This is a genomic window from Candidatus Mancarchaeum acidiphilum (assembly GCF_002214165.1).
Taxonomy (GTDB): Archaea; Micrarchaeota; Micrarchaeia; order Micrarchaeales; family Micrarchaeaceae; genus Mancarchaeum; species Mancarchaeum acidiphilum.
Map to the genome: position 1 here is coordinate 651,191 of NZ_CP019964.1, position 19,281 is coordinate 670,471.

Sequence of the window (19,281 nt, forward strand, 5' to 3'; positions counted from 1 at the left end):
TTCATCCCAGCGATTTTGATAAATCTATATTATTTTCTATCATTTCCATTGTCTTCTTAAAGTCTTTTTCAACATCTTGCCTTAGAGCCCCTTTTTTATTGAAAAACTTCAGTATATCCGATTTTGTCTTTGCATTGCTGACACCAGACAATTCAATGACAAAGTCACCAAGCATCAACGTGGATGGATCATATATCTCCTTGAGCCTGCCCCAGTTGTCTTTAAGCCAATCCCAATATATCTTTAGGTTACCCTTAATCAGGCCCGCCGATCTTACAAGGCGGTATGAGTCCTGCATCCTTATATTTCCAGATATTGAGTAGTTTAGCACATCTTTTACCATTTCTGGCTTCTCAAAGCTCCCCATTGCCGATACAATCAAGGGCTTCTCTGAAGAATCCGCATTTTTATAGAGCTTTTCAAGTTCTTTGAATTCCCTTTCTCCTCCATTAATAGCGATGTTTATGTACATTGCTCCTCTTATATTGCCATCTATAGAGTCAAGTTTATTCTCATTCATTTTGAATAATTTTAGCAATTCCGATGATGTCTTCTTATCTTTCAGCAGCACTAAATTCATCAGTGCAGAAGCCCTCAATTCTTTATTTTGCAGGGGCTCGCCTTTTTTCATATTTAATCCCACATCATTAATGGCCCTTTTTGATATTGAGGTCATTATTTTGCGCAATTCTTCAGACTTATTTTTGCCATTTGCGGTAAGATAAATGCTGTATAGATTTGACAGGACGATTTTTGTAGAAGGATAATTGATAATTTCGATTGCCTGTTTGATTTGCTGAAGGTAATTATCAATTGGGATGCTCCCTGACTTATATAGAAGGTAAAAATTAAGCAGCAATCCTGCCTTGCTCAGATCCGGCAAACGCTCTTTTTCTACGTAGGAAAGCGCAGATTTTGCGTATTCCTCTGGGTATTTTATTATATAAAATCCGGACTGGTTAGGATTAATTAGGAGATGCTTGAAATTGCCTTCTTTTACCCTTATGGATTTATTTTCGAGTATAAGTTTTGATTCTTTGCCATCAATTAAGTATTTTATTGGTACCTTCCAAAGGCTTTGCTTAGCTTTTGGGGAACCTGATATCATAAAACGGCTTTGTGAAATCTCTATTGAACCTTTTGGCATTTTGACCTCAAGCAGCGGATACCCCTCCTGCTCTATCCAGTTCTTAAGTATTTTCCCTATCTCTGCCCCTTTTAGTTCAGGATCGCTTACAGAAGCTTCTTGTATTGAATCCCATAGATCTTCTTTTTTAGCATTTTTGTATTTGTATTTATTTAGATAAATGTTAAGTCCTTTGCTGAATACCTTGTCCCCAACAAAATCGTTGATCATGTTTAATAAAGCCCCTCCCTTGTTATAGCTTATGACATCGAATATTGAATCCGCCTCTCCTGACTCCTTGATCTGCGTGCTTATCGGATGAGTGTTCTTAAGCGCATCGCTGAGCAATGCACTGATGGTGCTGTCATAATAATCGTTTTCAATTTTCCAGGATGGGTATATATTCTCCAGTGCCTTGTAGCTCATAAACGTGGCAAAGCTTTCGTTTAGCCATAAATCGTCCCACCATTTCATAGTGACAAGGTCCCCAAACCATTGGTGGGCAAGTTCGTGGGCTACTGTGTCTGCTACATTATGCTTTGTAGATTCCGGTGTGGTTTTCTCATTGGCAAGCAAGCTTGCTTCTCTGAATGTTATAGCTCCCCAGTTTTCCATTGCACCTGCCGCAAAGTCCGGTACTGCTATAAGATCAACTTTCTTTAGGGGATATTTAAACCCGAAATATTTTTCATAGAAGCTTATTGATTTCCTTGCGCAATCGAGTGCAAATTTGCCATCTTTTGATTTTCCTTTTGTGGTTACAACCCGGAACTTTAGCCTTCCCGAATTTCCTTTCAGATATTCAAATTTGCCAACACCTAGGAAAACTAAATAGGTAGACATCTTAGGAGTAGTCTCAAAACTGACGATCTTCCTCTTCTTGGACTTTATGTGCTTTATTGACTTTACTGGCATATTTGATATTGCATCATACCCTTCATCAACTTCCAGTGATATATCGAATCTCGATTTGAATATTGGCGCGTCAAAGCAGGGAAAAGCTGATCTTGCACTATTAGGCTCAAACTGTGAGGAAAGCATATATTCTTGTTTTCCATTAATGGAATATGAGCTCCGATAAAATCCATACATCTTATCGTTGTTTAATCCCTCAAAATTTATCAGCAAGTCGCATTTGCCGGAAAATTTTTGATTAAACTTCAATTTTGCTATCTTAGAGTTTTCATTGTATAGGATTTTTGACGCTTTGACCTTTTTGCTGCCTGAGACTATCCAAGATGATTTTATCTTGATTTGGTAAGAATGTATAGATATTTCATCGGTGAGGGATTTTATTTCTATACTTATCTTTTCATTTCCTTCATATGCAAATTTATTAAAATCCGTTGACAAGCTTATTTTATATTTAATTGGCAATATATCTTTGCTTAATCCGTCATAGATAAATTCCATTAAAAAACACCTTAGTACTATTTAATCTTACGGCAAATAATTAAGCACTTGCGGGAATTATTTTGTATTTATATACCTTTTCAACAAATTTATATCGTATCAGGGCATTTTTCACCAAAAATCATCTTGGGGCATTCCATAATTTAAAAGGCAAGGGCATGGCTGGCAATAGCAATTATAAATCTAACATTTTTAAGAGCAAAAGCTCTAGCAATAAAGCAAAGATATTTGCAGGTGCCTCTGTAGGCCATTTCGCAAATGATGGAACACTTCTTGTATTCACGATGCTCATGGTTTATTATATCAAAATACCTCATGTCAGCGTTGCTGTTCTAGGATCCATAGCGGTTGCTTACCAGCTGCTTTCTGGATATCTAAGTACAAGAGTAGGCAAATATGCGGATGCTAAAGGAGATTACAATAAGCTTATTTCCGTTGGCATATTGATTGAGGGGCTTGGGATCTTCCTGTTTGGCATTTCATTTATATTCGGTTATCTGCTCTATGTATATGCATTTGCCTTGTTGGCTGCATTGGTTCTGGGATTTGGGCAGGCATTTTACCATCCCCTTGGCGGTGCACTTTTATCCAACACATTTGGAAAAAGCTCGCCTAAATATATGGGTGCTAATGGAGCCTTCGGCAGCTTAGGTAGATCAATACTGCCTTCATTAATAGCTTTTTCAATATTATTGTTTGGGAATACTGTGGGGCTTATTTCCATATCCGCATTTTACCTATTGCTTTCCATTATCATATTCGTATTGCTTGCTAATAAACGCAATAATAATGGTTCCAGTAGTATGAATAAAGTAAGGCTTTTGGACAGGTCTTCAAGTACTGATGACATCACCGTATCTCAAAAAGCCATGGCAAGCCACAAGCCTTTCAGCTTCTATAAAAAATCTGTTTATAAGCTGACATTGGTAACGATTTTGAGATCTGCTTCAATCATGGCAACCCTGACTTTTATTGGAGTTTATATAAAAATCATAGGAAAGCTGACCCCAACGGAAGTTGGAATCTTCCTCACCGTGACTTTCTTTTTTGCCGTCATAGGACAATATGTATTTGGTGTAATAGTTACTAAAAAAGGAAACCGCAAAACGGTGGTTTATACCACGCTTATATCGGTTATTGCTTTCGGCTTTTTCCTGCTTCTTAGAGGCCCAGTTTATTCTTATATATTTTACTCTGTCTTCACCTTTGCTGCCCTGACTTCCTTCCCTGTATTTATGAGTTATTCTGCAAATATAGTTGAGAAAGAATACAACGGATATTCAAATTCTGTTGTTTGGGGTATAGGAACTATAGTTGGAGGGGCTTTAGGTGTAGGATTAATAACAATATTGTTATATTTTGGGTTTAGTATATTTATTGGGATGGTTGTTGCTGAGATAATTGGAATAATTTCGATAATCTCATTGCCAATACTGCCCAAAACGTTGAATATAAATTGAAGTGAATTTATGTCAGACATAAGCATAATTATACCGACTAAAGACGAATTGAATGTCAAGAATATATTGAAGGATATAGAGAAAAACTTCAAAAAAAATGAAATAGAAATTATAATAGTGGATAAGAGCAAGCCTGAAATAAAGCGTAAAATTAAAGATTTGGGATTCCCAGTGATTGACCAAATATCAAATGGTTATGAGAATGCATTGGTTGAAGGTTTTAAAAGGGCAAAATCTCCTATACTTGCAACTATAGATGCTGATGGTACTTATTTAGTAAAAGATTTAAAATCGGTTATATTGGAATTGGATAAGGGAGATTATGATTTTATTAGCGGGGATCGCAGCTCAGGATTAAGGAAAATGACGTTTTACATAAGTTTTGGCAACAAATTTCTTACAAAATGGTTTAACTTCCTATACCATAGAAAGATGCATGATGTTCTAAGTGGAGTATTCGCGATGAAAAGAGAGGTATTTGATAAAATAAAATATGACGATGCATTTAGGGCAGGCACCTTGTTTTTTGAGATTGAAGCTGTAAGAAGGGGTTACCGCATAAAAGATATTCCGATAAGCTATGCAGATAGGGTAAATACTAAATCAAGGATAACAAAATCAAAACCCATATACGGATTCTTTATAGCATTTTATTCGATCAAATACGCTAGGGATTACAGACCTTTGGTTTTATTTGGGGCTATTGGAATTCTTTTAATTATAGCTGGAATAATAGTTGGGGCATTGGTAGTGCAGAATTACTTTGCGACTGGCGTTCTTATAGAGGTTGGCAGAGCACTTATATCGTTTATGCTTATAGTGCTAGGATTTTTATCGATAATAACCGGCCTTATATTAGATATGTTATTGGAGATAGAAAAGATACTGCTTAAAAAATGATAATGCAGTTACTTGCTTGTTTTGGTTCTTTTCACCTAAGGGATTTATCCTTGGTTTCTGGAGCAAACTTTAAGCTAATCAAAAATCCTATTAGTGCAAATATGGCAAAGCACAATACCACAGTTTTTAACCCGTAAAGCGAATCTATAATAGGAAATGAGAATATTGCAACGATTGATCCCAATCTGGAGATAGATGTGGCAAAACCCATAGCGGTCCCCCTTATCCTTGTAGGGAACAACTCAACTGGGTAGGCATAGGTCATTGGGCTTGGCCCTATATTGTCAAATAAGTGCACCATACCAAATGCACCGAATGTCATCAGTAAACCTACAACCATGTATTCATTGACAAAGAAAAATATGATCAAGGTTATGAACGCTCCTAGAAACCCTATGAGAAGCAGGGGTTTCCTACCTAATCTTTCCACATAGTATATTGCTATCAAAAACCCGACTATAACTGGTATCGACTCTGCCATTCCTGTAAAAACTACATAAAGATCGGCATAGTGGGAAGCTATCTCTGTGGAAAATATCAATGGTGAATATGTCCATATTCCATAGCTTATAACATTGTAGGAAAACCATGCCACCGCAATGAAAACAGAATATGCTAGGTATTTGCCTTTAAAAATATCGCTGAGCTTTGTTCCTCCTTTTTCCAATTTGGGCATCCGGCTTATTTTTAGTCCTGTGTCTTCTTTTATCTCTTCCTTCACGATTTTCTCTGCTTTCTTCCCATACCTGTATTCAACCCAGTACGGGCTTTCGGGTATCTTTTTCCTTGAGTATACTACTATCAATGGGAATATTGCCCCTATCATATACATGAAACGCCACGCATTAATCCCTGTAAAAAGAACCAGTGGCACTGCTATTATCAAAAATAGTATCGACCCTATCGAAAACGAAAATATATTTATTAGAAGATATCGGCCCCTTACCTTTTTTGGGGAAAATTCGGCTTGTATTGATGAACTGATAGGGTAGTCTGCTCCAATACCTATCCCAACAAGGAATTGGAATATAGAGAAAATAATGTAATTTGTCGATAATCCTGTCAAAAACAGGAATATTGAAACAATGATTAGGTCATAGATATAGATGTATCTCCTTCCGTAAAGATCTGCTATCTTTCCGAATATCATACTCCCAAAGAAAACCCCAAAAATAGAAGATATTCCCATTATTGAAATTTGATAGCTTGATAGGTTCATTACTTTAATCAAATATAAAAGAGCATATGAGAATACTGTTAGAGTATAACCATCCACCATAATCCCAATCGAAGAAAGGATGGTAATTTTCTTCAACATGGGCGTTTCTGGTAAATCCTCTATTGTATTGTAGACAGCCATTTAATATAGATGGCAGGTAAAAATATAAAAATGGTGCAATTGGTGAAGCGATTAAACTGTTTCCTCTAAGGGGACTAAAACATATAATTGTAGATAAGTATTTATTATTATACTAAAGTAAACTATTGTAAACTTTAGTATAGGGATTATCTTGGGTTCGATTCATAATATTGGTATTATAAAAAGGGTTATAGGTTTGCTTAAAGTGTTAACGATTCCGTTCATCCTGCTTACTGTTCTTATTTCCACTTATTCGAGTGCTTCTACCCTAAATAGCAGTACAATAGGGATTGTGTCCCAGTTAGGATACGTAAGGGGTTTGCTCTCCCAAATAGGCCCTCTATTGAGTGCAGTACTGTTTATATTGGCAGGTATATTCTATGCAGTGGGCCAGTTGATGACACCTGAGAAAAAAGCTTCATTCCATACCACTGCAATAAACCTAATAATAGGTGCAATAATTGTTGCAGTTTTAAGTTTTACCTCTACAACTTTGGCTACTGCCTCAACGCACTTCCTATCCAACTCTACATTAAAGTGACTATTCATGCTTGGGTATACTATAGACATTTATGCGTTAAGCATAATGATAGCGATAGGAGGGATATTGCTGGGCTTGGGCTATGCATTCAATGATCTTAACCTAAAGAGGTATGGGAAGAAGGAGCTGCTTGAATCTTTGGTAAACGGCATAATGATAGGGGCTCTTATATTGGCTTTTGGTCAAGGCGGTGTAATATACAATGCTATGGAATCAACAGTAACTTCGGTTTCGCCAGCTATTGGCTGTGGATCGATGTCCAATAACTATGCTATATGTTTTGCATATAACTTTCTTATAAATCCTGCTTACATATCAATAGATGGAAGGTCCTATCCATCCCTTATAGATGATTCGCTTGGCCTTCTTGTGCCTCTATCAACAATTTATACAATATTAGGCATAATAGGTTCAATGAGCTTCAGCTTGGGTGTTGTATCTATAACACTTCATTCGGTTATGGCGCCTCTTTTGAGTGTAGGCAGGGACATTATAGAGATACTGACCTTTGCAAATATCTCAATATACATGCAAGCAGCATTACTGAAAGTAATAGGTTTGATATCCCTTTCTTTATTAATGCCTATTGGGATAGTTTTACGAAGCTTTTATTTTACAAGGCGGTTAGGAGGATCAATAATAGCGCTTACCATAGGGTTGTTTGCGGTCCTGCCTATGATGTACCTATTAAATGCAGTGATAATATCAAATTACTCAACTGCATCTGCAGGTAGCATGGCAACACAATCGTTGGCTACAGCAACGGCTTTTGAGGGATCTATATTCTCTGATATAATTGGGAATTCGGCGGCAGGTATTGGAATCGCGTCATTTTATAGTTCACTTTCAGGCTTTGCCAAAGAGATGAACCAGTTTTTTGAATCCATAGTTGATGCCTTGGCCATTTTGATTATAGAAGTTGTCTTTCTTCCAGTACTGAGCATTATAATGACAATTATATCGACCAGGGAGCTTGCACGGATACTTGGCACTGAAATTTCATTTGGCAGATTTGATGTATTTTAGTGGTTTTATGAATTACGGCAGTTTAAATGAAAGCTTAATATATATTGTCCTGTTAGTCTTGAACTTCATATTGGTTTTGATTGCTGCTTTGGCCTTCAATCCAACACTTATAGCTTTGGCTCTAATCTTCCTTTTGCTTTCGTTTTTTATAATAAGGTTTTGGGACTATATAAATGCACTTATAATAAACCATTCAAATTTCATAGAATTATTCGGTGGATATGAGCTGGATTTAGCCTCTTCAATAGCTGTTTCTTCATCCAATGGCATATATAATGCAGTTTCTTTAGGGTATTTCAAATTTGATGGAAGTGATGAATTTGACCAGGATAAGATAGAATCAATCATAAGATCAAATCCCGTCCCGTTTAGGTTTGTAATCAATATTGAAAAAGTGAACCAAAAAAAGATCTTGGGCGACCTAAGAACAAAGAAGCACATCAAAGAGATAGAATTGGCCAACTTATCAAGGGAAAAGGATTTTGCAAAATCCAGCATTATAAGGCGTAAGATAGATGTTATCTCACAGGACATTGCGGATATCTCTTCCGGAACCTCTTTCAAGCTTGTGTACTATCTGATTGCCTACGGCAGTTCGGAGAACAAGTTCAGGGCTGAGACTATGGCAAGGGAGAACTTGGAAAAGATCTCGGCTAGTTTCAGCTCCGCGTTTAAATGCACCATGGAGAATTTGCATGGAAGCGATCTTGTCAGCTTCTTAAAGTTTGAATCGATGATATCCCATGATTTATGATAAATTTTATAATATCTCCAATTCGGTTTTGCTTGCGAAGCAGATAAAGATATCTGCAATGTCAGAATCTAAATTGTGCGAATTGCCCGGCAGTGATGGATTTTACGTAGGCAAAAGCTCAATATATAATTTGCCCTTTTTCATAAACTTTGACAAGCTTATGAACAAGCACATTATTTCACTTGGTATGACGGGCTCGGGAAAGACAAATCTGCTCAAGAACCTGATACTTAAGATCTTTGTTTATGAAACAAGCCCATCAATAACTATATTTGACTGGTCCGGCGAATACTCAGATATAACAAATTATACTGTTGGAATAAGGCATGATCTTAAAAGCCTTGGAATTAACCTTCTTGATCTTTATGGGACCGATCTATTCAAGCCCCTGGTCATTAATGCATTGGAGAACTTTTGCGGGCTTTCAAGCAATGACTGCAACGAGATTTATGATAAAATATCAAATGGATTGGGCAAAGGTAAACGGGATTTCAATGAAGGCATTTCAGGATTTTTTAGAAGAATCCGTAAACCAGGAGTTGGGAAGAAGGTTTTGGCCCTGGATCACTATAAACTATTTAACCAACACCCTGGCATTGACTTGAACGGTATTTTGGATAAATTCCTGTGCTTTGACTTATCGAGCTTGGATGAATTTGGGAAATCCAATTTTTCAAAGCTGCTTCTGCTCCTTTTAAAGCTTGAGATTTATAGGAAAGGGATAAGCACTGGAAAGACTAATTATTTGGTATTTGATGAAGCATGGAAGTATATTAAGGATGATTCAATATTGAATGGCCTTTTCAGGGAAGGGCGAAAGTATGGAGTAAGCCTGCTCATAGCTACCCAAATGGCTTCTGATGTATCGAATGAACTCCTATCAAATGCTGCTTCTGTCTTCATATTCAGGCTGCATAAGGAGGACTATAAAGTTCTGGGCAATTACGGAATTGATTCAAATAGGTTTAGCGGGATAACAGAGAATTTGGGAAGGGGGAGCTGCTTAGTCAGCCAGATATTGAAGGGAGGGACTTTTTCACAGGCTGTTATAAGTGATGTGAAACATTTCAATCTTTCTGATTACTTGTTGGTTTCAGGTGATAATATGAATTATATATCCAGAATCAGATTCAAAAATGCAGTCGAAAAGTACTGCACGAATTCAGGGAGCATCCTACGTTTTATGGAGGAGAATAGTAAATTGGATTTATCTAAATTAATAGAGAAGCTGATTTCTGATGGCAATGACCGGGTTGTGATTGTCACATTGCTGCGCTCTGTCGGTATTGACGATTTTGTTATAGCCTCGGGGTTCGACAATCTAAGATCCGTCTATTTTGAGTGATTTATATGCAATTTTCTTCATCGTTTATGGCAAAAGGTAAGCTGCTTACGGACTTTCATTCTTTATCCGAAGATATAAGCTACCTGCATCTATTCAAGATAAATAGTTATGGCACTTCACTTGACTATTCCATAGATATGAAAGGAGAGAAACTATCTCTTGTATTCTCTACGAACATGATATCGTATAGCTTTTATTACGACACTCTTTCAGATAACTATTACTTACTAAACTTTTCAAGGTTCATAAGGCTAATAAATTACTTGAAGAGGCATTACAGGATAGACTTTGAATCTGTCTATCCATACCTCTCAAATTCTATTAGCATAAAGCTTGACGAGGCAAAATTGGGCTATTTCAAGAGCGAACAAAAGGTAAAAGGCAACATTCTGGAATATTTGGATAACCTGTCTGAATCAAACTTTAACCTTAGCGAGAAATTGATACAAATCAACAGATACAATAAGGATATTTTAAGCGAGCTTTCGATTTATAAAAAATTTTCTCAAACTGTTGCCTCCAATCTCAGAAAGGCCAATTTTGAGAATGATAGCTTGGAGGAGGCGGCCAGCAGGTCATTTGGAATTGATATTAAATTGGCCCATGCAGTATTGAAATCGCTTGGTTACCTGTGATATATATGGACACCCGCCTGTTGCTTATAATATTTTTCTTGCTTCTTGCCACCTTAGTGCTTACAATGCATTATCTGACATATCTTCATATAAGCTATCTTATAGCAGGGCTTTTGGTGCTTGTCGGATCAGTGATACTTTCCAACCTTGGGAATGATGTGAATAGCTACAAGTATGATATATTTTATAGGGATAAGAGGACATTTAGGTTAACGGATCAATTTTTGGAGCGTGTTGGCATTTATAGGGACCAAAGGCCTATGAGATTACAGGATATAAGCGATATTTTGGAAAGGAACGCTGAATTGCCATTGGAGGATGGGTTTTCTAGGAAATTTGAATTAAAAAGTATGTTTTTTAGGAGAGGGTTTTTGATCTATGGAGACTTAGTTTTTGGCAATTATGGCCAAGTCAGGAAAAAGCTAATTGCAAAAATGGTATACGATAGGTCCATTTATGAACACTTTCTATCTTTCTCTGATATGGATAGAACGGTTGCATTGAATAAGGTATTTGACAATCTTGAGCTTGATAAAACCGCCGCAACCGATTCGAAATTTATATTTGTGCTTAATCCAGATGAACTGGAAAAGTTCAATTGCCTACTAAACCTCCCATATGCAAACAATTCCCTTTTGGCTTTAAGGATGGCATTTGGGGATGTTGAGGTGATAAGTTGATTATTTTGGATCTTTTCATTAAGGCTGCATATGCGATATCGTTTGAATTGATAAGTGCTTCCTCCGTTCTTTTATTCGTTAGTTTTAATGGCAGCAGAAAGCGCGAGCTTAGGCTTGGAATTGACATAGCTTATGGCAGCATGCTGCTTTTGACAATTGCGTTGTTTGTTGGGATGATACCGTGGCACTGAATATAACTAATGGGATATATCACCATAAAAAGGAAAAGAATCTTGTGGATTCCCTATTATTGGCCGTTTCCTTGGTCCTTCTCCTATTGCCTATTCCGGTAATCGCCTCAATCCTGCTTAGGCTAAATTTAACGCTGCTTGCCCTTATTTGGCTAATCGCAATCTATGTGGTGTCCTATGGTTACGTGAGAGTTGAAAGGTTGTATATACAAAGGAAATATTGGATAGCGGTAGTTGCAATGCAGTCTTTGGCTGCAATTATATTGGTGATGGCAATATGGTGAATGCCAGATTTAGTGTTGACTCTGTCCCGGATAATGGCATTGACGCGAGCCTTTTCTTTGATGCAGTTAAAGGAATTCCCTTCGCGATGGTGTTTGATTTTAATGAGACCAAAACCTATATTGAACTGTTGTCTGATGAACCTGATTTATATGTAAAAGGAATATGCTACAGGATACCGGGGCTGGAATTGTCAAAAGCGGCCACTGGCCCTTCAAAAGGAAATTTCCGGATTGGTTCATTCTTGAAGGTAAATCTCGATTCGAGAGAGGTCTTAAAAACCAGCCACGGCATATTTGAGGACTGTTTTAATCTTGGTATAGAGAAAGGGACTTTTGGTATATTGTTTTTGCCGGCTAAAGACCAAGAAATAGAGTACAGTAGCAAGGAGATTGAGAATTCCCTTACTTCCATAGAAACAAAAGAGACCAGTTCAATCAATTCAAGAATAGCAGGTTATAACTCTTCTTATTCTACGCAACATGACGTATTTTACAATTCAGATGATAAAATAGTATTGGGTTATATATTAAATTCCATAAATAAAGCATTACTTAAAGGAAGTGCTGTCTATAAGACCTTATTCTTTACCGATGTGGAAAACCCTTACATCAATAATTATCTGCACAGCAAATTTTTAATTTTGGAGAGCGGCCTTGTATACAATTATGGCATATCGGATATTGCTGAATACCTATCAAAGTCTAAGCAAATCATCTTAGGCAGCAATGAACTGGGATATCTGCTGGATTTTGAAGGCATCCATAGGGTAAACCATATTATTGAAACGGGAAACTTTCCATCTAAAGGGGACATCGGAATAGGGACAATCATGAAACATGCGGTGTTGGATTCTAATAGGGGCCTGTATTTAGATAGGTCCATTTTGAATCTTGGCGTATTGATTTCTGGCCTTCCTGGAACTGGCAAAACTCATGAGTCTATGGCTATTGTCGAGCAGGTCATCAAGTTAGGTATTCCAACAGTGGTAATCTCTTCTACCAAAGAATGGGATAATTTCGCTTACGACAACAATTTATACTGCGTGAGACTGCTAAATGATAAATCACCAATTAATTTCTTCAGCTGTCCTGACAAATCAAATAGGGACAAGTTTTGGAGGGATCTTGCAATGCTTTTGGCTTCGGCTTCTGACGCGGGACCATATAGGAGGCCTTTGGAAAAATGCCTGATTGATGCTTTTAGGAGGATATATAAATCAACTGGGAGCCCTAGCCCTGCCGATGTTATAGAAGAGACAATAAAATCAATAATAGATATGCATGGGAAGAGGACAAATACCGGAGTCAAATACACAAAGCATGGTGAAAATATAAAAGCGGCGCTTGAGAACCTTATAGATTTGCTAAGCAACGCGGAATATTCATCCGAATTTGGAATCAAGTTTGAAGATATGCTTGGCAAAGGGGCAGTTTTCGACGCATCAGAAGCTGGATCCAATATGAAGAAGCTTGTTTATTCATTGATACTGAACCAATTCTACTCTATAATCTCGTCTACGGATGAATCTGGGGACAATAGCTTAAGGATGCTCCTTGTAGTAGAGGAAGCAGAATTAGTTTTCAAGGACGATGATTCTCCGGCTGTGGAAGACATGAGGACAAGAATACAGGATTTCAGGAAAAAGGGCATAGGATTAATATTCATAACACATGGCGCTTTGGAGATAGATTCGGATTTAAGGAGGCTGCTACAGATAAAGCTTTATTTTAGGCAATCTTCAGATATGGCCATTTATGCGGTCAAGGACCTCCTTTCGGATATTGATAATGATAGGCTTGTATCGAAGATAAAGCATATGCCTTCAGGAGTGTTTGGGCTAAGCTCAATTTCAAAAGACGGATATCATAGATATCCCATGGACTTGTTGTTCCTCAAATCCCTGTTTTACAATTATGCAGGAAAGCGGGACAGGGATCTTATAAAGGGTTACTTAAAATCAAATAGTATACCAATTCCAGAGGAGATATACGAAAATCTAGTATTTAGCGGTTATCCGGAATTAAATACAGCTGATTCCCAATCGGAAAAGAATTACAAGATTCTGCAGCGTATAAGCAAGCTTGTTCTGAAATACATGGGCAACAAAGTTTATGAGGTGCCGTTTGACAAACTTGAATATGGATTTAATCTAATCAAGGACAGGGTATACGATTTAGAGTTGTCAACTGAAAACGATGTTTGCCTGCTGCATCTTGCAATAAAGCCGTCGGGAATTGGGATGAAGATTGGATTTACTTTAAGGCATGGTAAATTGGGGATAGTTGAGAATTGAATAAGTGCCTGTGTACTTATAAGCGCCTTTGCTTAAGCAGATCTGTTAGTATCTTGCTATTTTTTACCCATTCCGAGACATTGATGTCCAATTTTTCATTTATATAACGGAACATTTCAGAATAGCTGTCAAGTTCTACAGGTTTTGTCTCAAGAGTCTGCTTTACATGCTCGCGGACATTCCACACGCCTACGGGCAGAGTATACCCCTCGTGTACTTCACGCAATATCAATACAGACGCTTGCTTCTTCATAGTCTTTAGTTTTTCCCCAACCTCCAGCCTCGCAGCATAATAGCAGCCTCCAATTTCCGCGTATTTCTTCCTTCCCCTATAACCCTCATATGATGAATATATGGAGATTTCGTTAGAATTCACATTCCAAGTTGTTTTTGGATAAAACGCTTCGATCGATTCATATTCCCAATTGCTCGGCATGAATACTATCAGCCACCTGTTGTCCAAAGCAACGTTGTAGAATAACTTTATGTTATCTATCTTTTCATTGCCCTTCACTTCTTCACGCAATGATTTTGATATTAAGTCGTCAACCATTGTTATGCTCCAGCGGGTCGGGACGAATTTCCTGTTTGACTTCAAGCCAAATAATCCTGCCGAAACCCCTTTTTGAATTCTATAAACGTCTACCTTGTTTTTATAAAGCTCTTTAACTGCTGTTCCCGCATTGGCGTCATAATCGGAGTATAATCTCTCTATATCCCTATTTGACCTTGAATTAGACACCATCATGTCCTTTATCTTTACGGTAGGTCCAAAAGGGCTTAGATCCGCATCAAGCTTTGGCCTTACCAATGGCTTGCCTATGAAGTTTATATCAGAATCAGCAGGCTTGTCTGATAATGCAAGATCCCTAACCTCCTCCTCAACCCTGCCATTCTCGACATCATGTATATTGCTGATATGCATTCCCCTTACAAGCTGCAATCTCATCTGTATTATTTTCTCTATTGGCAGGCCTTTCCATAAAGATGGGTTCGCCAACATCGAAGAGTCTTTCATGAATGGCGAGATCATTGGTCCTATAAACACCTTAGGGTAGCCAAATCTGCCTATAAATATTTCTGTTGGGGAAGATCCACTGACATAATCCTTGTCAAGTATACTGCTATACTGGTTCCTATAGTAACTTGAAATTATAGACGGGTTCTTCATATTCCTATATACTTCCATTGACCTCCTTACCTTTACCACAGGATTGTTAAAAGAAAGCGAATTTATCAATTTGTTGAGGTCCTCCATTTTATCATTTGGCCAAATTTACTTATGATTTTTAAACTTATTTACCTTAATCATAATAGGTAATATGCAAACAAATATTTTAATTGATAGGCTTAATAAGATTTTTAGATCGACGGATCTTGATGCAATACTTCTGTTTAACGTAAATTCACCATTCATAGATAGCAATTTCTACTACTTGACAGACTTTAATAGTGGGATATTTGAAAGATCGTTTGCAATCGCATTCAAAGATCATGTAATAGTAGGCACTTCGGATTTGGAATATGAAAATGCTTGCATAGGATCAAACGACCATATCAGCGTATACCGTATAAATACCACCAGCGAGGTAGATAACTTCCTTAGCAGAAATTTGAAAGATCTTAAGGTGGGGTATAATGAGAATTTCCTTCCATATATTTATTACCAGAAATTTAAGAAGTACGCAAAATTCAATAAACTGTTCAATGCATCAAAATATTTATACGAGGCAAGGAATATCAAGGATAAATATGAAATAGAAAAGATAAAAAAAGCGGTTGATATAAGCAAGAAGAGCTTGGATGAGATACAGTATTACTTTAAGAAAGGGGTTACTGAAAAGGAATTGGCGGCCCAATTCAATTACCTGCAACTTAAAAATGGTGCGGACAAGAATTCTTTTGGGACCATAGTTGCATTTGACAAGAACACCGCTCTCCCCCACCATTCACCGGATAATACAAAATTAAAGGATAATGCTGTTGTTCTCTTGGATGTTGGATCGAAGTGGAAGAATTACTGTTCCGATCTGACCCGGACCTTCTTCTTTAAGCCTCAAAAGAGGTCCTTGAAGTACAAAAAGATGGCGGACATATATGATACAGTGGAAAAAGCGCAGGTGCTTGGATTGGGCTTGATTAAGGATGGGGTTGATGGCAAGAATGTATTTGAAGAGGTAACCAAATTCATAAATACTGCCAATGGTGGCATTTATAAGGGCAAATTCATACATTCCCTTGGACATATGATAGGCATAGATGTACATGATGCAGGAGCTGCGGCACTATCCTATAGGAGTGTAAAGCTTCAAAATGGGATGGTACTCAGTGATGAACCTGGAATTTATATTTATGGTTTTGGAGGGGTAAGGATAGAAGATGATGTATTAATAGATGGCGGTAGGGGAGTATTCCTCTGAATCTGCATTCTCTTGGATGATGATCTATGATATTAGGAATTGAGAGCAGCGCACATACATTGGGGGTTGGAATAGTAGACAATGGAAAGATATTGGCCAATTCAAAAAAGATGTACGATATAAAGAATTCCGGGATGATCCCTGCAAAGGTCGCTGATTTCCATGCAGAAAATGTTTACGAAGTCATAGAGTCGGCACTTGAATCTGCCGGCATAAATATCAATCAACTGGATGGGATAGGTTATACAAAAGGCCCTGGGATAGGGCCGTGCCTGCATGTAGGGCAACTGGCAGCTTTGTATCTTGCGTACAAGCTAAAGCTACCTATTTACCCAGTAAACCATGCAATTGGCCACATTGAGGTAACCAAGCACTTGGCTGGGTTCAAGGATCCACTGGCACTATATGTAAGCGGAGGCAATTCTCAGGTGCTTGGAATAGTGGGCAAACCTAGAAAACATTACCATGTATATGGAGAAACTCTTGATATAGGGGTTGGAAATATGCTTGACAACTTTGCAAGGGCGGCTAAGCTGGTTCCTGCCTGGGGTTCTACAGTTGCAAAGGCAGCAGAGAATGGAAAGTATATAAAAATGCCTTATAATGTAAAGGGTATGGATTTTACATTCACAGGGCTTCTTACAAATGCCGTAAAATTGCTAAGCTCGAACAGGGTTTCTGACATCGCATTTTCACTTCAAGAAACCGCTTTCTCAATGCTTACAGAGGCAACAGAGAGGGCGCTTATGCTTACGGGTAAAAAAGAGCTTGTGCTTTCCGGTGGTGTTGCGCAGAGCCAAAGGTTGAGGGGCATGCTTGGTGAGATGGCTGAATCCCACGGTGTAAAGTTTTATGATGCTGACAACCAGTTCAATGCGGACAATGGCGCCATGATAGCTTTGGTGGCAGAGGAGATGCATAATTCCGGAGCAAAATTTGAAAATAGCCAGCTTGGGATAAACCAGAAATATAGGATAGACAAGGTTGATATTTTATGATAAAATTGCTTAAGTTGTCTGAGGGGAGCGAAGCTGATATATATATCCAGAAGATCCTTGGGGTAGAAATGATAATTAAGTACAGGAGAAAGAAACCATACCTGATAACTGATATAGATGAGGATCTTAGGAAACACAGGACCAAGAAAGAGGCAAAGATGATGAGTCTGGCTCACTCGAATGGAGTGAACTGCCCTATACCTATGGTGATATCAAATTATTCCATTTACATGAATTACATCAAAGGCAGCAGTTTGAACAAGGTTTTAGACAAAATTAAGGACAGTGAATTTTTTGAGGTTGGCAAGCTTTTATTCCTGCTCCATAAAGCTGGGATAGTACACAATGATTTTACCCCCGCAAACGTTATACTTGAAGGCGAACAGTTCTGGCTGATAGATTTTGGGCTCGCTGAACTGTCCTCGAATGCGGAGGAAAGGGCGATAGACCTGCTGCTTATGAAGAGATCAGTAAATAAGAAGCAGTACTTGTACTTTGCAAAAGGCTATTCAGAATCAAACCCTTTTTCAGAAGAGGTAAATAATAGGTTAGCGCTCATGGAGAGAAGAGGAAGGTACCAGGACAGAAGTTTGAACATGAAGTAATTTGAACCGCAACGGTTTCTATTCAGAATTTTCCGACATTGGCAAATGTGCTTTCGATGCTTTCATCTGTGTTTGAATGGTAGTTTGCTGCGCTCTTTCCGGTAGGTTCCCTGACCATTATTGAATATGCCACCAGCATAAGGCTGAAAAATGAAAATATTGCTATTAATATTTCATAGAGCTGCAGGTATGTTGCAGACAGGTAAACGAATAACGCTATAACTAATATATTGGCGAATATGCCAAATTTTGGGCCTGTTTTAGGATCTATGAATGAAAATAACCCTCCAAAAAATTGCAGCAGTACAAAAATTAGGCTTACTGAAAGCAGCAGGTACGAGAAATTGGCTGACAGCTTTAACGCACTAATTCCATATGTCTTTATGAATTCCAGCAAGTATGATACTTGGCTGGATGCCAAAATAGCTATTATTATTATAGGCAGTATCATAAGTACTGACCCGAGCATTAGGTATTCACTGGAGTTGCTGTCAAAAATCTTGCTGCCTGCCTGCCCATAGCCTGTTGAAACTTTATCTATATCTTCTAAGCAGTAATAATTCCCGTTATGGCTGACTAGGTCTTCATAACAGAATGGCCTATGGCAGTAATTGCATATTGCATAAGCTGGCCTCCAAGGGTGCCATACGCACATTAGATTTGCAGCCATTCTTCTGCTCTCCAACTGTGCCTTCGTTTCTTTGTGCTTCTCGTTTGCCATATAAGACTGGTCCATCATCACGCTTCCGAGCGCTTGGTTGAACTGCTGGTCAGACATCTGTGAAGCTACAAAAGCAGGAGCTTGTGGTGCATTTGGCTGCTGGTATGTAGGGTAATTCCCTGCTTGGGGTTGATTCTGGTAACTTTCGTATGATTGCGTATTTGGGCGTGTTTGTGTTTCTGGCTGCACTGCCCCATAGGTGCTTCCATAGGCCTTAGGCTGCTCGAATTTGGGCTGGCTCCCCGGCCTACTTTCAGGTTTAGATACAGGATTGATTTCCGGTCTTTGAACAGGTTTATTTGTCGGTATTTTATTGTTATCGTTTGTTACAGGATTTGAGGACGCAGATTTGTTTTGAACGGTGGATTTGCTGAAATTTATATTTGGGTTTGTGCCTGCATTAATGTTAGAATTAGGATTGCCTTGGCTTTGGGGTTGCGGCGAAGCGTTAACTGAACCGGACTCTCTCTTTTTTCGAACCTTGAAAATAAGGAGATCGTCCTGATTCAGGTCAGCCATTGCCAATTA

At 38.2% G+C, this 19,281-nt stretch carries 18 protein-coding genes; 14 read left to right on the forward strand and 4 right to left on the reverse strand.

Going from position 1 to position 19,281, the window contains the following annotated elements; all coding sequences use genetic code 11:
* Position 1 precedes the first annotated feature (1 nt).
* Positions 2-2,539: a M1 family metallopeptidase gene (locus Mia14_RS03415; RefSeq protein WP_088820255.1), complete on the reverse strand. Its 2,538-nt coding sequence runs from the start codon at positions 2,537-2,539 to the stop codon at positions 2-4.
* Positions 2,540-2,697: 158 nt separating this feature from the next.
* On the opposite strand from Mia14_RS03415, the gene Mia14_RS03420 reads away from it, so the two are divergent.
* Both Mia14_RS03420 and Mia14_RS03425 read left to right on the forward strand, forming a co-directional pair.
* Positions 2,698-3,999, forward strand: coding sequence for an MFS transporter (locus tag Mia14_RS03420; RefSeq protein WP_088820256.1), 1,302 nt, complete (start codon positions 2,698-2,700; stop codon positions 3,997-3,999).
* A gap of 9 nt (positions 4,000-4,008) precedes the next feature.
* Positions 4,009-4,899: a glycosyltransferase family 2 protein gene (locus Mia14_RS03425; RefSeq protein ID WP_088820257.1), complete on the forward strand. Its 891-nt coding sequence runs from the start codon at positions 4,009-4,011 to the stop codon at positions 4,897-4,899.
* Between the two features lie 31 nt (positions 4,900-4,930).
* Here the strand turns inward: Mia14_RS03425 and Mia14_RS03430 are convergent, their stop codons facing one another.
* Entirely contained in the window at positions 4,931-6,178 is a 1,248-nt protein-coding gene (locus Mia14_RS03430) for an MFS transporter (protein WP_232780207.1), read from the reverse strand.
* Between the two features lie 232 nt (positions 6,179-6,410).
* Here Mia14_RS03430 and Mia14_RS05070 point away from each other — a divergent pair, with 232 nt between their 5' ends.
* From Mia14_RS05070 to Mia14_RS03470, 9 genes are read left to right on the forward strand one after another with little or no spacing between them, the layout of a single operon-like run.
* A complete protein-coding gene (locus Mia14_RS05070) occupies positions 6,411-6,800 on the forward strand; it encodes a hypothetical protein (RefSeq protein WP_232780208.1) in 390 nt (129 codons plus the stop codon).
* 6 nt (positions 6,801-6,806) lie between these two features.
* The gene (locus Mia14_RS03435; RefSeq protein WP_088820259.1) at positions 6,807-7,826 is read left to right on the forward strand and encodes a hypothetical protein; all 1,020 of its coding nucleotides are present in this window, start codon (positions 6,807-6,809) and stop codon (positions 7,824-7,826) included.
* A 7-nt stretch (positions 7,827-7,833) separates the two neighbouring features.
* A complete protein-coding gene (locus Mia14_RS03440) occupies positions 7,834-8,580 on the forward strand; it encodes a hypothetical protein (RefSeq protein WP_088820260.1) in 747 nt (248 codons plus the stop codon).
* Positions 8,570-9,925: an ATP-binding protein gene (locus Mia14_RS03445; RefSeq protein ID WP_088820261.1), complete on the forward strand. Its 1,356-nt coding sequence runs from the start codon at positions 8,570-8,572 to the stop codon at positions 9,923-9,925. Before Mia14_RS03440 ends, Mia14_RS03445 begins: the two co-directional genes overlap by 11 nt.
* A gap of 5 nt (positions 9,926-9,930) precedes the next feature.
* Positions 9,931-10,560, forward strand: a complete 630-nt coding sequence (locus Mia14_RS03450) for a hypothetical protein (RefSeq protein ID WP_088820262.1) — start codon at positions 9,931-9,933, stop codon at positions 10,558-10,560.
* A 5-nt stretch (positions 10,561-10,565) separates the two neighbouring features.
* A complete protein-coding gene (locus Mia14_RS03455) occupies positions 10,566-11,240 on the forward strand; it encodes a hypothetical protein (protein ID WP_124216896.1) in 675 nt (224 codons plus the stop codon).
* Positions 11,237-11,431 (forward strand): hypothetical protein, encoded by a 195-nt coding sequence (locus Mia14_RS03460; RefSeq protein ID WP_088820264.1) that lies wholly within the window; start codon positions 11,237-11,239, stop codon positions 11,429-11,431. The genes Mia14_RS03455 and Mia14_RS03460 overlap by 4 nt, the downstream gene beginning before the upstream one ends.
* Entirely contained in the window at positions 11,422-11,715 is a 294-nt protein-coding gene (locus Mia14_RS03465) for a hypothetical protein (RefSeq protein WP_088820265.1), read from the forward strand. The genes Mia14_RS03460 and Mia14_RS03465 overlap by 10 nt, the downstream gene beginning before the upstream one ends.
* Entirely contained in the window at positions 11,709-14,009 is a 2,301-nt protein-coding gene (locus Mia14_RS03470; protein WP_088820266.1) for an ATP-binding protein, read from the forward strand. The genes Mia14_RS03465 and Mia14_RS03470 overlap by 7 nt, the downstream gene beginning before the upstream one ends.
* A 16-nt stretch (positions 14,010-14,025) precedes the next feature.
* On the opposite strand, the gene Mia14_RS03475 is transcribed toward Mia14_RS03470, so the two are convergent.
* Positions 14,026-15,267 carry an Nre family DNA repair protein gene (locus Mia14_RS03475; protein ID WP_088820267.1) on the reverse strand — a complete coding sequence of 414 codons (1,242 nt, stop codon included), beginning with the start codon at positions 15,265-15,267 and terminating at the stop codon, positions 14,026-14,028.
* A 64-nt stretch (positions 15,268-15,331) separates the two neighbouring features.
* On the opposite strand from Mia14_RS03475, the gene Mia14_RS03480 reads away from it, so the two are divergent.
* The 3 genes from Mia14_RS03480 to Mia14_RS03490 are packed head-to-tail and all read left to right on the forward strand — an operon-like array spanning position 15,332 to position 18,032.
* Complete coding sequence (locus Mia14_RS03480; RefSeq protein ID WP_088820268.1) at positions 15,332-16,429, forward strand: M24 family metallopeptidase; 1,098 nt, start codon at positions 15,332-15,334, stop codon at positions 16,427-16,429.
* Positions 16,430-16,455: 26 nt separating this feature from the next.
* Positions 16,456-17,427 (forward strand): KEOPS complex N(6)-L-threonylcarbamoyladenine synthase Kae1, encoded by a 972-nt coding sequence (gene kae1 / locus Mia14_RS03485; protein WP_088820269.1) that lies wholly within the window; start codon positions 16,456-16,458, stop codon positions 17,425-17,427.
* The gene (locus Mia14_RS03490) at positions 17,424-18,032 is read left to right on the forward strand and encodes a KEOPS complex kinase/ATPase Bud32 (RefSeq protein WP_088820270.1); all 609 of its coding nucleotides are present in this window, start codon (positions 17,424-17,426) and stop codon (positions 18,030-18,032) included. Before kae1 ends, Mia14_RS03490 begins: the two co-directional genes overlap by 4 nt.
* A gap of 22 nt (positions 18,033-18,054) precedes the next feature.
* On the opposite strand, the gene Mia14_RS03495 is transcribed toward Mia14_RS03490, so the two are convergent.
* Positions 18,055-19,272 carry a hypothetical protein gene (locus Mia14_RS03495; protein WP_088820271.1) on the reverse strand — a complete coding sequence of 406 codons (1,218 nt, stop codon included), beginning with the start codon at positions 19,270-19,272 and terminating at the stop codon, positions 18,055-18,057.
* Positions 19,273-19,281 lie beyond the last annotated feature (9 nt).

Coding starts and splice junctions, on each gene's coding strand:
- Mia14_RS03425 (WP_088820257.1), top strand. CDS start 4,009: ATGTCAGACATAAGCATAATTATACCGACTAAAGACGAATTGAATGTC.
- Mia14_RS03420 (WP_088820256.1), top strand. CDS start 2,698: ATGGCTGGCAATAGCAATTATAAATCTAACATTTTTAAGAGCAAAAGC.
- Mia14_RS03475 (WP_088820267.1), bottom strand. CDS start 15,267: ATGGAGGACCTCAACAAATTGATAAATTCGCTTTCTTTTAACAATCCT.
- Mia14_RS03440 (WP_088820260.1), top strand. CDS start 7,834: ATGAATTACGGCAGTTTAAATGAAAGCTTAATATATATTGTCCTGTTA.
- Mia14_RS03480 (WP_088820268.1), top strand. CDS start 15,332: ATGCAAACAAATATTTTAATTGATAGGCTTAATAAGATTTTTAGATCG.
- Mia14_RS03415 (WP_088820255.1), bottom strand. CDS start 2,539: ATGGAATTTATCTATGACGGATTAAGCAAAGATATATTGCCAATTAAA.
- Mia14_RS03470 (WP_088820266.1), top strand. CDS start 11,709: ATGGTGAATGCCAGATTTAGTGTTGACTCTGTCCCGGATAATGGCATT.
- Mia14_RS03445 (WP_088820261.1), top strand. CDS start 8,570: ATGATTTATGATAAATTTTATAATATCTCCAATTCGGTTTTGCTTGCG.
- kae1 (WP_088820269.1), top strand. CDS start 16,456: ATGATATTAGGAATTGAGAGCAGCGCACATACATTGGGGGTTGGAATA.
- Mia14_RS03450 (WP_088820262.1), top strand. CDS start 9,931: ATGCAATTTTCTTCATCGTTTATGGCAAAAGGTAAGCTGCTTACGGAC.
- Mia14_RS03495 (WP_088820271.1), bottom strand. CDS start 19,272: ATGGCTGACCTGAATCAGGACGATCTCCTTATTTTCAAGGTTCGAAAA.
- Mia14_RS03490 (WP_088820270.1), top strand. CDS start 17,424: ATGATAAAATTGCTTAAGTTGTCTGAGGGGAGCGAAGCTGATATATAT.
- Mia14_RS03435 (WP_088820259.1), top strand. CDS start 6,807: ATGCTTGGGTATACTATAGACATTTATGCGTTAAGCATAATGATAGCG.
- Mia14_RS03430 (WP_232780207.1), bottom strand. CDS start 6,178: ATGGTGGATGGTTATACTCTAACAGTATTCTCATATGCTCTTTTATAT.
- Mia14_RS03455 (WP_124216896.1), top strand. CDS start 10,566: ATGGACACCCGCCTGTTGCTTATAATATTTTTCTTGCTTCTTGCCACC.